Raw genomic sequence first — 12,114 nt, 5'->3', positions numbered from 1 at the left:
GTTCTCCGCCGCGTAACTTAGTTCGAGTCAGAGCGACACGGACACCGACCCGGAGCCGAGAAGCACAGCGGAAACGCTGAGTGGATGGCCTGGGAAACGAGGTAGGACGAGGAGCGCCTGAAATCACACTAGCTCTCTCGGAGGCAGAACTTGCTTCTTGGCTGAGCTAAGCTGGATAAGTTGCCTCATCGACCAAGCGAACATAGTTCGGGCGGTGGTGTGTGCGTGTGTTCTTTGAGAACTCAATAGTGTGTCGATGAATGTCAGTGCCAATATTTTTATTGGTTCCGGCCTCGCATACCCCCCGGTTGTTGAGGTCGGACATTTAGTCAGCAAATCTTTTTGCTGGCGTTTTGTTTTGCTAGGTTTTCGGACTCTAGTTATTCTTCTGATTAGCCCTTCGGGGTAGGTCAAGAGTCTTCAACGGAGAGTTTGATCCTGGCTCAGGACGAACGCTGGCGGCGTGCTTAACACATGCAAGTCGAGCGGTAAGGCCTTCGGGTACACGAGCGGCGAACGGGTGAGTAACACGTGGGTGATCTGCCTCGCACTTCGGGATAAGCCTGGGAAACTGGGTCTAATACCGGATATGACCATGGGACGCATGTTTCGTGGTGGAAAGATTTATCGGTGCGAGATGGGCCCGCGGCCTATCAGCTTGTTGGCGGGGTAACGGCCCACCAAGGCGACGACGGGTAGCCGACCTGAGAGGGTGACCGGCCACACTGGGACTGAGACACGGCCCAGACTCCTACGGGAGGCAGCAGTGGGGAATATTGCACAATGGGCGAAAGCCTGATGCAGCGACGCCGCGTGAGGGATGACGGCCTTCGGGTTGTAAACCTCTTTCGACAGGGACGAAGCGCAAGTGACGGTACCTGTAGAAGAAGCACCGGCCAACTACGTGCCAGCAGCCGCGGTAATACGTAGGGTGCGAGCGTTGTCCGGAATTACTGGGCGTAAAGAGCTTGTAGGCGGTCTGTCGCGTCTTCTGTGAAAACTTGGGGCTCAACCTTAAGCTTGCAGGCGATACGGGCAGACTAGAGTACTTCAGGGGAGACTGGAATTCCTGGTGTAGCGGTGAAATGCGCAGATATCAGGAGGAACACCGGTGGCGAAGGCGGGTCTCTGGGAAGTAACTGACGCTGAGAAGCGAAAGCGTGGGTAGCGAACAGGATTAGATACCCTGGTAGTCCACGCCGTAAACGGTGGGTACTAGGTGTGGGTTTCCTTCCACGGGATCCGTGCCGTAGCTAACGCATTAAGTACCCCGCCTGGGGAGTACGGCCGCAAGGCTAAAACTCAAAGGAATTGACGGGGGCCCGCACAAGCGGCGGAGCATGTGGATTAATTCGATGCAACGCGAAGAACCTTACCTGGGTTTGACATACACCGGAAACCTGCAGAGATGTAGGCCCCCTTGTGGTCGGTGTACAGGTGGTGCATGGCTGTCGTCAGCTCGTGTCGTGAGATGTTGGGTTAAGTCCCGCAACGAGCGCAACCCTTATCTTATGTTGCCAGCGCGTAATGGCGGGGACTCGTGAGAGACTGCCGGGGTCAACTCGGAGGAAGGTGGGGACGACGTCAAGTCATCATGCCCCTTATGTCCAGGGCTTCACACATGCTACAATGGCCGGTACAGAGGGCTGCGATACCGCGAGGTGGAGCGAATCCCTTAAAGCCGGTCTCAGTTCGGATCGGGGTCTGCAACTCGACCCCGTGAAGTTGGAGTCGCTAGTAATCGCAGATCAGCAACGCTGCGGTGAATACGTTCCCGGGCCTTGTACACACCGCCCGTCACGTCATGAAAGTCGGTAACACCCGAAGCCGGTGGCCTAACCCCTTGTGGGAGGGAGCCGTCGAAGGTGGGATTGGCGATTGGGACGAAGTCGTAACAAGGTAGCCGTACCGGAAGGTGCGGCTGGATCACCTCCTTTCTAAGGAGCACATCTCCAGAGCCGTCCAACATAGGTTGGATCGTGCCTGGCAGAGACCGTTTAGTTCTCATATGTAGAACTGCGGACGCTCATGGGTGGAACACTGACTACTTCTCACGCATATGGTTGGTCCTCAGTGATCGACTGCGGGGGATATATCGACACACTGTTGGGTCCTGAGAGAACACGCGAGTGTTTCTCTGGGCAAGATAACGATCCGCTCGGATCTTCCTCGATACCGCCAGTTTCGACTGGTCAGGTCAAGGAGCCCGATCTGAGTGGGTGTGTTGTTTGAGAACTGCACAGTGGACGCGAGCATCTTTGTTAGTAAGTGTTTAAGAGCGTACGGTGGATGCCTTGGCACCAGGAGCCGATGAAGGACGTAGGAGGCTGCGATAAGCCTCGGGGAGCTGTCAACCGAGCTGAGATCCGAGGATTTCCGAATGGGGAAACCCAGCACGAGTGATGTCGTGTTACCCGCATCTGAATATATAGGGTGTGTGGAGGGAACGTGGGGAAGTGAAACATCTCAGTACCCACAGGAAGAGAAAACAATAGTGATTCCGTGAGTAGTGGCGAGCGAAAGCGGAAGAGGCTAAACCATGCACGTGTGATACCCGGCAGGGGTTGCGTGTGTGGGGTAGTGGGGCTCACTTTCTTACTACTGCCGTAGTGGGCGAGAGTCAGAAACCGTTGTGTTAGTCGAAGTGGTCTGGAACGGCCTGTCGTAGAGGGTGAGAATCCCGTAGACGAAAACTCAGCGGCTCTTGTAGTGAGTACCCGAGTAGCAGCGGGCCCGTGAAATCTGCTGTGAATCTGCCGGGACCACCCGGTAAGCCTGAATACTCCCTGGTGACCGATAGCGGACTAGTACCGTGAGGGAAAGGTGAAAAGTACCCCGGGAGGGGAGTGAAATAGTACCTGAAACCGTGCGCTTACAATCCGTCAAAGCCTGTGAGTCATTTGGTTGACTGTGGGTGATGGCGTGCCTTTTGAAGAATGAGCCTGCGAGTTAGTGGCATGTGGCGAGGTTAACCCGTGTGGGGTAGCCGTAGCGAAAGCGAGTCCGAATAGGGCGGTAGAGTCGCATGTTCTAGACCCGAAGCGGAGTGATCTACCCATGGCCAGGGTGAAGCGACGGTAAGACGTCGTGGAGGCCCGAACCCACTTAGGTTGAAAACTGAGGGGATGAGCTGTGGGTAGGGGTGAAAGGCCAATCAAACTCCGTGATAGCTGGTTCTCCCCGAAATGCATTTAGGTGCAGCGTCACGTGTTTCACGCCGGAGGTAGAGCTACTGGATGGTCTAGGGGGCCTACAAGCTTACCGAAATCAGCCAAACTCCGAATGCCGGTGTGTGAGAGCGTGGCAGTGAGACTGCGGGGGATAAGCTTCGTAGTCGAGAGGGAAACAGCCCAGATCGCCGGCTAAGGCCCCTAAGCGTGTACTAAGTGGAAAAGGATGTGAAGTCGCGAAGACAACCAGGAGGTTGGCTTAGAAGCAGCCACCCTTGAAAGAGTGCGTAATAGCTCACTGGTCAAGTGATTTTGCGCCGACAATGTAGCGGGGCTCAAGTACACCGCCGAAGCCGCGGCATTCACACAATACGTCCGCACATCTCTACGGGGGTGTGTGCAGCGGTGTGGATGGGTAGGGGAGCGTCCTATAGCCATGGAAGCAGCAGGGTGACCTAGTTGTGGAGGCTATGGGAGTGAGAATGCAGGCATGAGTAGCGAAAGACGAGTGAGAAACTCGTCCGCCGAATGACCAAGGGTTCCTGGGCCAGGTTAATCCGCCCAGGGTGAGTCGGGACCTAAGGCGAGGCCGACAGGCGTAGTCGATGGACAACGGGTTGATATTCCCGTACCCGTGTATCCGCGCCAAATATCGAATCAACTTTGCTAACTGTCCAAATGTTCTCTTATCAAGCCTTCGGGCGAGAGGGAGGATTGCTGCACAGGACCCGGGTTGTAGTAGGTAAGCGATGGGGTGACGCAGGAAGGTAGCTGGGCCAGTCAGTGGTTGTACTGGTGTAAGCCTGTAGGGCGTGGTGTAGGCAAATCCGCACCGCATGAAGCCTGAGAGGTGATGCGTAGCCGATTGAGGCGAATTCAGTGATCCTATGCTGCCGAGAAAAGCCTCTAGTGAGTTGGTACACGGCCCGTACCCCAAACCGACACAGGTGGTCAGGTAGAGAATACTAAGGCGATCGAGAGAACTGTGGTTAAGGAACTCGGCAAAATGCCCCCGTAACTTCGGGAGAAGGGGGACCACAACCGGTGACGGAACTTGCTTCCTGAGCTGGGGGTGGTCGCAGAGACCAGTGAGAAGCGACTGTTTACTAAAAACACAGGTCCGTGCGAAGTCGTAAGACGATGTATACGGACTGACGCCTGCCCGGTGCCGGAAGGTTAAGAGGACCGGTTAGCACTTTTGGGTGCGAAGCTGAGAATTTAAGCCCCGGTAAACGGCGGTGGTAACTATAACCATCCTAAGGTAGCGAAATTCCTTGTCGGGTAAGTTCCGACCTGCACGAATGGCGTAACGACTTCTCAGCTGTCTCAACCACAGACTCGGCGAAATTGCATTACGAGTAAAGATGCTCGTTACGCGCGGCAGGACGAAAAGACCCCGGGACCTTCACTATAGCTTGGTATTGGTGTTCGGTACGGTTTGTGTAGGATAGGTGGGAGACTGTGAAGCGGGCACGCTAGTGTTTGTGGAGTCATCGTTGAAATACCACTCTGATCGTATTGGACTTCTAACCTCGGACCATGATCTGGTTCAGGGACAGTGCCTGGTGGGTAGTTTAACTGGGGCGGTTGCCTCCTAAAATGTAACGGAGGCGCCCAAAGGTTCCCTCAGCCTGGTTGGCAATCAGGTGTCGAGTGCAAGTGCACAAGGGAGCTTGACTGTGAGAGCGACAGCTCGAGCAGGGACGAAAGTCGGGACTAGTGATCCGGCACCGGCAAGTGGAAGCGGTGTCGCTCAACGGATAAAAGGTACCCCGGGGATAACAGGCTGATCTTCCCCAAGAGTCCATATCGACGGGATGGTTTGGCACCTCGATGTCGGCTCGTCGCATCCTGGGGCTGGAGTAGGTCCCAAGGGTTGGGCTGTTCGCCCATTAAAGCGGCACGCGAGCTGGGTTTAGAACGTCGTGAGACAGTTCGGTCTCTATCCGCCGCGCGCGTCAGAAACTTGAGGAAGGCTGTCCCTAGTACGAGAGGACCGGGACGGACGAACCTCTGGTGTGCCAGTTGTTCCGCCAGGAGCACTGCTGGTTAGCTACGTTCGGAAGGGATAACCGCTGAAAGCATCTAAGCGGGAAGCCTGTTCCAAGATGAGGTTTCTCACCCTCTTGAAGGGTTAAGGCCCCCCACAGACCATGGGGTTGATAGGCCAGAACTGGAAGCCCGGTAACGGGTGTAGGTGACTGGTACTAATCGGCCGAGGACTTACCAACAAAGAAGCTACGCGTCCACTGTGCAGTATCTGAAACAACACACATTTGTGTGACAGTTTCATAGAGTTACGGCGGCCATAGCGGCAGGGAAACGCCCGGTCCCATTCCGAACCCGGAAGCTAAGCCTGCCAGCGCCGATGGTACTGCACTCGACAGGGTGTGGGAGAGTAGGACACCGCCGGAACATCATTCACGAAAGCCCCCCAGCTCACGCTGGGGGGCTTTCGTCGTTTGCGCGTCTATCGGCGGCGGGTGATACGGCTAATCGGCCCCGATGCTCGAGGGCCGTAGCGGATCGATAGCTATGGGTTCGCCAGGTCGCCAACCGCTCGGGTCGCGACCTGAGCGCGTTGAGAAGCTTTGCGAGCCAAGTATTTTGGACGACTGACCCAACGCGCGCTCCGCGGCGTGAGCGCGCATTCGGTGACCGGTGACGGAGCGGTCGTCTGCGCATTGGTTTTCACATGACAATGACTTGGCATCCGTCGAACATGCCGTAGGACGCCAAGGTCTGCGTATTTTGAAGTAGTACGAGATTCTGATTCTTGGTGTCGTCGAAGTAAAGATTGGCGCTGTCGGGAAGGAAGCCGGGCTTGGTCTGGGCAGTCTGTTTCACGATGGCCGCCTTGAGCTGGGCCACCGTCGCGCTGGGAGCGATTGCCACCGAGATCGTGGCGGACTGTCCCACAACGTTGACCGTGATGGTCTGGACTGCTTGTCTTGCCGGGCTATCGAGGAAGGTCCCGGATAGAGCGGGCGTTGCCTGGGCAACAGCGGGAGTGATGATGATTCCGGCAATGGACAACACGAGCAGTGCTCGGCAAATCATGTCTGGCCCCTTCACATCCTGCATGGGCGTCCGTTCCCTTCGGCGCGAAGAGGAACGGGAACAGCGTACGGTCGGGTTCGCCGACGGCGTCAGCATTCGGGGCAGTGGCGCGTTGCCGAGATCGAGACGATCTCGAGCCGCTCCTGTTCCACTCCGGACAGCATTCGAACCGCGCAGTATGCGGCTATCGGATGTTCTGTGTGGTTCGGCCGACCGCGTGATGGTGGTCGGCCGACCGCGTGGCTCCGTGGCGCAAGCGGTGTGCCACGAGCGAATGGGATCACGCAGGGCGAGATGCGTTGCTGGAGTGTCGTTTTACCAGATCAGCGCAGGGCCCTCTCAGGGTCGACACCGCACTCGGGCTGAACGCGCGGGTCGCGGCAGAAGAGTGCGCTCGGCATGTGATCGAAAGATTGGACAACACCCCGCCCCATCCCGGCTGCCGGTAGGTCCGAATACATAGAAATACGGCGGACCAGATCGGCTGGTCTACCACTACGGATGGGAACCGCTATGCGTGCAGATAGCATTCGATCCATCGCTCTGCTTGCCGCAACAGCCTTGATTGGTACTGCCTGGGTGGTCGGTGCGCCTGCCGCCCATGCGGCTGATATCGGATACGAATGCTCGATCGTGTCCTTTGGGGGGAGCAGCGTATACGCGCACAACTGCAAGGCGATCGGTGGAGCACCTGCGAACGATAAGTACGAGAAGACCGTGGAGAGCAAAGGGGACGGCGATCCGCTGCCAGCCATCCCCATCAAAAGCACCAAGAGCGGCAAGACTGTGTTTTGCTCGCAAACCTATATAGACGCGCCCGATCTTGTCGGCGAAGCGTGCGATACCGCGGACCGTCGCTGATCCGTTGAAGCTTCGGTCCGTTCACTAAAGTCTGGAGCGATCGTCCCCGATCAGCTCAACCTCTCCGAGCCCGGTCAAGATGGCCGATGAGCGCATATCTGCTTGGATGCGCACACATCGGCACTATCGGATGTTCCAGAGGCGTTGGTGGCCAGCTGATCCGAGGCCGGGCCACCAACGGCTCCGAGCGCGCGGGTCGCGGCAGATCCGGACGTTCCAGAAACGCCGGTGGCCAACCGACAGCGGTCAAGTCACCATCTGCTCGGAACGTGTGGGTCGCGGCTACTTAGCTCACTCGTTCTGACTGAAGTCCGCATGGGCGAGCGCGATACAGCAGTGCCTTTCGAAACGAGCCGGCCCGTGCTGGCGCTTGCACGGTGAACGGACGGTCGGTCCGTGCGGCCCTCCGAATAGAGGTCGAGGCACCTGGGCTCGGCATCAACTTGCTGCCGCGAGCACCCGCCACTTCTTTCTGGGACGTGAGCGGGGCTGCGGAGCCGCGTATTCGATTCGCCGACGCGCTTCGTAGGCACTGATCCGCAGCAGATCAGTCAATAGCTCAGCGGTATCCCGATAGCCGGTGTCGGCGGCGAGGCCACGACGCTCGGCTTCGGCGACGGCCGCGCGCATGGCAGCGTCCAGTCGCCTCCGGCGACGTTCGGTTTCGACGAGGGTGCGCAGCAAGTCGACATCGGCCAGTTCCGGCAAGCCCGGCGCTGGAGCATCCGGCGCCAGCGCGGTCGAATGTATGTTCACCCGAACGAGCCTACCGCAGAATAGAACATATGTTCGATGATTCAGCCTGTCGGGCATGTCCAAGCCCGCGCCACTGTCGGTGCACCGTCGGCACCCTGTCGGCGGCGCGTACGCACGATGTCGGTGCCATGTGTGGCTGACCAGCATATTTGTCACTTTTTGCGCTATCTGTCACCGTGGTGGCAGGGGTGTGACTGGATGTCGGCGGCTGTTGTCGGGAGCTTCCGGACCTCATGGCGGCGCGGACCTGGACCGTTCTACGCAACCACGAGGCTCCTCGGCTTGCCCAGGGCCGCTTCGGATCGATGATCTCGACGGGCTGGGCGTCGGTTACCGGTGCGCGGCCAGAAACGGCAGGACGACGTCGGCCATCTTGTCTGGCACTTCCTCGGCGAGGTCGTGTCCGGCGTCGAATACGTGGCCGGTGACGTCGTGGGCCATGAGTCGCATCTGGGATTCGTTGCGGTCGCCGATGAACGCGGATCCGCCGAGCGCCAGGACCGGGATGTCGAGTTTCTTCTGTGCGGCTTGTCGGTTCTGTTCGGCGTCGACGAGCATCGCCCGGTAGATCGAGAGCATCGCGCGGATGCCGCCGGGCATGGAGTAGCAGCGCACGTATTCCTCGACCGCGTCGGTGGTGGCGGTGTCGGGGTGGCTGCGTTCGAACTTGATCATGTAGGTGATCAGCTCGCGCTCGTGTCCAGCGATCAGCATTTCGGGTACGTCGGGCTGGAAGTAGAAGCCGAGATGCCACAGATGCATGCCGCTGGAGACGTTTTCGGGGGTGAGGGCGGTGTGGTCCTCGAAGCCGAATCCGGGGAACAGGGCCTCGGCGGATACGAGGGCGGTGACGTGGTCGCGGTGGCGGGCGGCGAGCTGGTAGCCGATCACCGCTCCCCAATCCTCGCCTGCAACGGCGTAGGTCTCGTGTCCGAGGTAGGTCATCAATTCGGCGATGTCGTCGCTCATCGTCGCGGAATCGTAGCCGTCCGGCGGGCGGGCGGAGTCGCCGAGACCGCGCAGGTCCGGCACGACGACGGTGTAGTGGGGCGTCAGCTTCGGGACGAGGTGGCGCCAGTGGTAGCCGGTCTTGGGCACGCCGTGCAGGAGTACCACCGCGGGGCCGGAACCGGCTGTGCGGTAGTACAGACTCGTTCCGTTCACGGCGGCTCGGCCTGTGCGGACGGGCGTTCCAGCATGGTCGAACATCATGTTTTCCAACTTTCCTGGTGACTTCGCGTCGGCCTCGGCATCGACGCCTTTTCTGGATCATCTGATACAGATTGCGGGCATGGAAAAGTCAGCCGAGGGCGACCAGGGCTACCTCCACGAGGGGTTCGAGGGTGTGGGCATCCGGCGTGATCTTCGATGAGACCAGTAGTCCGTTGAGGAAGGTGACGAGGAAGGTGGCGAGGGTGTGTGGATCATGCTGCGCCGCAATCTCACCCCGTGCTATCGCGACCCGCAGCACCTCTGCGAGCGCGTCTCGGCTGGCCTCCTGCACGTCGCGCACCATGCGCCGGATCGCCGGATCCGCAGGCAGTCGCTCGCAGGCGGCATTGACCACCAGGCAGCCCCGGCCGTCGTGTTCGACGGCGATGCGGATTCGCTCGATCAGCATCGTGCGGATCGCCGAACGGGCATCCGCCCCCTGCTCGAGGCTGCGCAGCGCGGCCGCCGCGAGGGTGCTGCGGTAGTGCTCCAGCGCGGCGCGGTACAGACCGTCCTTGTCGCCGAACGCGGCGTACAACGATCCCTGCCCGATCCTCAAGTGTTCGGTCAGGTCACGCACCGAGGTCGCCTCATAGCCACGCGACCAGAACAGCTCCATCGCACGGCCCACCGCCGCCTCGGTGTCGAACTCCCGGGTCCTCGCCATGGAGCAACCGTAGCTTATCTGGATCGTTCGCTCAAGAAAAGGCCTACGTGCTCGGTCCATGGCCCGGGAACCGTATCGTAGAAGCCCAGTCTCATTGAGCTCGAGGCAGTCTCGTGGATCCATTACCGTGACGCCACAAAAGGGGGGAGCGTGCGCGATGAGCGATCCCATCGCCTCGCGGGCGCGGCAGATCGCTCGTTCTGATGTAGTTCTGCACGGCGAGGAGGCCGGGGCGGGACCGACCGTCCTGCTGTTGCACGCCGGTGGTGAGCGCCGTCAGGTGTGGCGGCCGGTCATCGGCGTACTCGTCGATGCGGGGTTCCGTTGCGTAGCCTTCGATCAGCGCGGGCACGGTGACAGCGATGGCTCGCTGAACGCGCTCGCGCCCTGCGCGGCCGACGTCGCCGCCATGGTCGACGCCGAGCCGCAGGGATGCGTAGTCGTCGGCAACTCGCTCGGCGGGCTCGCCGCCCTCGGCGATCCGGCGGTTCGAGCGAGGGTTGCGGGCCTGGTGCTGGTGGACATCGTCCCCAATCTCGCTCCGGACCGGGTCCGTCGTCACCTCGGGGATGTCGGCATGCTCGGCAGATATCCCGAGTTCACCGACGACACCTTTGCTCAGACTCCACGACTGCGGCAGATCGCCACGGAGCTCGACCTGCCCGTCCTGCTCGTCCGCGGCGGCCGTTCGCCCCTGACCGACGATGACGTCGACGGGTTGCTGCGCCTGGCCCCGCAGACCACGGTGACCCGCATCCCCGGTGCGGGACACCTCGTCGCCCGAGATCAACCGGTGGCGCTGGCCGAAACCATCGCCGCGCACGCCACCGAGTGGGCCCGCATCGACACTCTGTGAACGCGTAAGCCTCGATGGCAGAACGGATCAGTGCGACCCGTCATCGAAACCCTGGGCAGCCACGCCATTTACGTCTCCCGCCCCGACGTGGTCGCAGACATCATCCGGGACCGATGACAGCGACGCGCAAGCCATTCGAAACACGGCTAGCCCGAGAACGACTCATTCGACGCGATTACCTTGCGGCCGAGAGGTTTTCAGAGCTCAGCCTTGCGGAAGCACTGTGCCCTGGCAGATCGTGGCCGCGCGACTGGTCGGGTCGGACAAGGCGCTCGGATCCGCGAGCGGGTCGCGGTCGAGTAGCAACGCGTCGGCCACCGAACCCGCGGTGATCGTCCCGGTGTAGGAGGGCATCGCGATCCGTTCCGCGGCGTGCCGGGTCGCCGTGACGATGATCTCGGCGGGGGACAACCCTGCCTTGGCGAACAGTTGCAGTTCGCGCAGCAACGCCAACGGCGGCGACGGTATCGTCAGCGCGATATCGCTGCCAGCAACGATTTTCACCCCGGCCGCGTGCATGATAGGCAGCGTGCGCATCCCGTACCGGAAACGTGCCATGGATTCCTGCGCCGGGTGGTGCGGGAACGGTCGCCCGAATCCCGGCCGTGCCGCCACCGCCCGCGCTCCGGCTTCGTCGATGATTCCGTCGACAAGAAGTTCCCGCAGGTAGCCGGTGTCGCCGCCGTGCCCGAGCTGTTCCCAGGTCACCAGGGTCGGGCAGTAGTAGGTTCCGGAACTGGCCAGCAGATCGGCGAGTTTCCCGGCTTCGGTCAGATCGTCGTCGCCCGACGGCAAGGGGGCGTGTTCGACGCAGTCCGCCCCGGCCGCTACCGCGTCTTCGATGTCGGCGTGCGTGCGGATATGCACGAGCACTTTCTTCCCCGCCTCGTGCGCGGCCTCCACCATGACGTGTAAGGCGCGGCGGGACAGTTTGTCCGGAGCCCCTGGGTCGCCGTCGTAGATGAATTTGACGAAGTCGACGTCCTCGGCCAGCTCGAGCACCAGCCGACGGCCCTGGTCGGGATCGCTGACCTGACGGGCCATGGCCGGATTGCCGTGTGCCTGCAGCGGCCAGCCCTCGACCCCGGTGAACACCGGACCGGCGAAGAAGAGTTTCGCCGCCCCGCCCGGATCGGCTTGCGTGCGCACCGCGTGGTCGATGGCCAGCGATCCGCCCAAGTCCACGACCGTCGTGATCCCCGTCGCCAGGAAATCGGCCAGTGCCCGCATGACGAACGGAACCTGCTCCGGTTCCGGCAGGCTGGCCGCGTAGCCGGCCAAATGTGTGTGGCTTTCCCACAATCCGGGGATCAGGTATCCGCCGCGGCCGTCGACGACCTCGTCACCGGTCGGCACCGCGTCCGGTGCACTGGGCCGGACCTCGGTAAACCGTTCGCCGGTGACGACGACTTCCGCGTCTTTGATCGGCGCTGCGCCGGATCCGTCGATGACTGTCACGTTCCGAATGATCATATGAGCAAAGTACATCGGATCCGATATTAATTCTAGATCGGATCCGATGTATCTTGGAC

At 60.5% G+C, this 12,114-nt stretch carries 7 protein-coding genes and 3 rRNA genes; 5 read left to right on the top strand and 5 right to left on the bottom strand.

Annotated elements, in window-relative coordinates:
- Nucleotides 1–420: 420 nt before the first annotated feature.
- The 3 genes from OG203_RS15825 to rrf all read left to right on the top strand — a co-directional run bounded on the left by OG203_RS15825 (nucleotide 421) and on the right by rrf (nucleotide 5,585).
- Nucleotides 421–1,937: ribosomal RNA gene (locus OG203_RS15825) — 16S ribosomal RNA — on the top strand.
- A gap of 325 nt (nucleotides 1,938–2,262) precedes the next feature.
- A 23S ribosomal RNA gene (locus OG203_RS15820) occupies nucleotides 2,263–5,401 on the top strand.
- A 67-nt stretch (nucleotides 5,402–5,468) separates the two neighbouring features.
- Nucleotides 5,469–5,585 (top strand): 5S ribosomal RNA (rrf, locus tag OG203_RS15815).
- Together the 16S, 23S and 5S rRNA genes form the textbook arrangement of a ribosomal RNA operon.
- Nucleotides 5,586–5,861: 276 nt before the next feature.
- Here rrf and OG203_RS15810 read toward each other — a convergent pair.
- The gene (locus OG203_RS15810; RefSeq protein WP_405166415.1) at nucleotides 5,862–6,254 is read right to left on the bottom strand and encodes a ubiquitin-like domain-containing protein; all 393 of its coding nucleotides are present in this window, start codon (nucleotides 6,252–6,254) and stop codon (nucleotides 5,862–5,864) included.
- Between the two features lie 489 nt (nucleotides 6,255–6,743).
- Between OG203_RS15810 and OG203_RS15805 the strand changes: the two genes are divergently transcribed.
- Entirely contained in the window at nucleotides 6,744–7,091 is a 348-nt protein-coding gene (locus OG203_RS15805) for a hypothetical protein (protein ID WP_405166414.1), read from the top strand.
- A 438-nt stretch (nucleotides 7,092–7,529) separates the two neighbouring features.
- Here the strand turns inward: OG203_RS15805 and OG203_RS15800 are convergent, their stop codons facing one another.
- From OG203_RS15800 to OG203_RS15790, 3 genes are all read right to left on the bottom strand, one after another.
- Nucleotides 7,530–7,847 (bottom strand): DUF222 domain-containing protein, encoded by a 318-nt coding sequence (locus OG203_RS15800; protein ID WP_405166413.1) that lies wholly within the window; start codon nucleotides 7,845–7,847, stop codon nucleotides 7,530–7,532.
- A gap of 330 nt (nucleotides 7,848–8,177) precedes the next feature.
- Nucleotides 8,178–9,011, bottom strand: coding sequence for an alpha/beta fold hydrolase (locus tag OG203_RS15795; RefSeq protein WP_405166412.1), 834 nt, complete (start codon nucleotides 9,009–9,011; stop codon nucleotides 8,178–8,180).
- Between the two features lie 136 nt (nucleotides 9,012–9,147).
- Complete coding sequence (locus OG203_RS15790) at nucleotides 9,148–9,726, bottom strand: TetR/AcrR family transcriptional regulator (RefSeq protein WP_405166411.1); 579 nt, start codon at nucleotides 9,724–9,726, stop codon at nucleotides 9,148–9,150.
- A 157-nt stretch (nucleotides 9,727–9,883) separates the two neighbouring features.
- Between OG203_RS15790 and OG203_RS15785 the strand changes: the two genes are divergently transcribed.
- Complete coding sequence (locus OG203_RS15785) at nucleotides 9,884–10,582, top strand: alpha/beta fold hydrolase (RefSeq protein ID WP_405166410.1); 699 nt, start codon at nucleotides 9,884–9,886, stop codon at nucleotides 10,580–10,582.
- Nucleotides 10,583–10,786: 204 nt separating this feature from the next.
- Here the strand turns inward: OG203_RS15785 and OG203_RS15780 are convergent, their stop codons facing one another.
- Nucleotides 10,787–12,055 (bottom strand): amidohydrolase family protein, encoded by a 1,269-nt coding sequence (locus OG203_RS15780; protein ID WP_405166409.1) that lies wholly within the window; start codon nucleotides 12,053–12,055, stop codon nucleotides 10,787–10,789.
- Between the last annotated feature and the right edge of the window lie 59 nt (nucleotides 12,056–12,114).

Origin of the sequence: Nocardia sp. NBC_01499 (genome assembly GCF_045040275.1) — a bacterium.
Taxonomy (GTDB): domain Bacteria; phylum Actinomycetota; class Actinomycetes; order Mycobacteriales; family Mycobacteriaceae; genus Nocardia.
The sequence above is the reverse complement of the archived record's forward strand: the minus strand, read 5'-3'. Positions and strand labels throughout refer to the sequence as shown.

What these genes read in the sequence shown, in the direction of transcription:
- OG203_RS15810 (WP_405166415.1), bottom strand. Translation starts at nt 6,254, where the DNA reads ATGCAGGATGTGAAGGGGCCAGACATGATTTGCCGAGCACTGCTCGTG.
- OG203_RS15805 (WP_405166414.1), top strand. Translation starts at nt 6,744, where the DNA reads ATGCGTGCAGATAGCATTCGATCCATCGCTCTGCTTGCCGCAACAGCC.
- OG203_RS15790 (WP_405166411.1), bottom strand. Translation starts at nt 9,726, where the DNA reads ATGGCGAGGACCCGGGAGTTCGACACCGAGGCGGCGGTGGGCCGTGCG.
- OG203_RS15785 (WP_405166410.1), top strand. Translation starts at nt 9,884, where the DNA reads ATGAGCGATCCCATCGCCTCGCGGGCGCGGCAGATCGCTCGTTCTGAT.
- OG203_RS15780 (WP_405166409.1), bottom strand. Translation starts at nt 12,055, where the DNA reads ATGATCATTCGGAACGTGACAGTCATCGACGGATCCGGCGCAGCGCCG.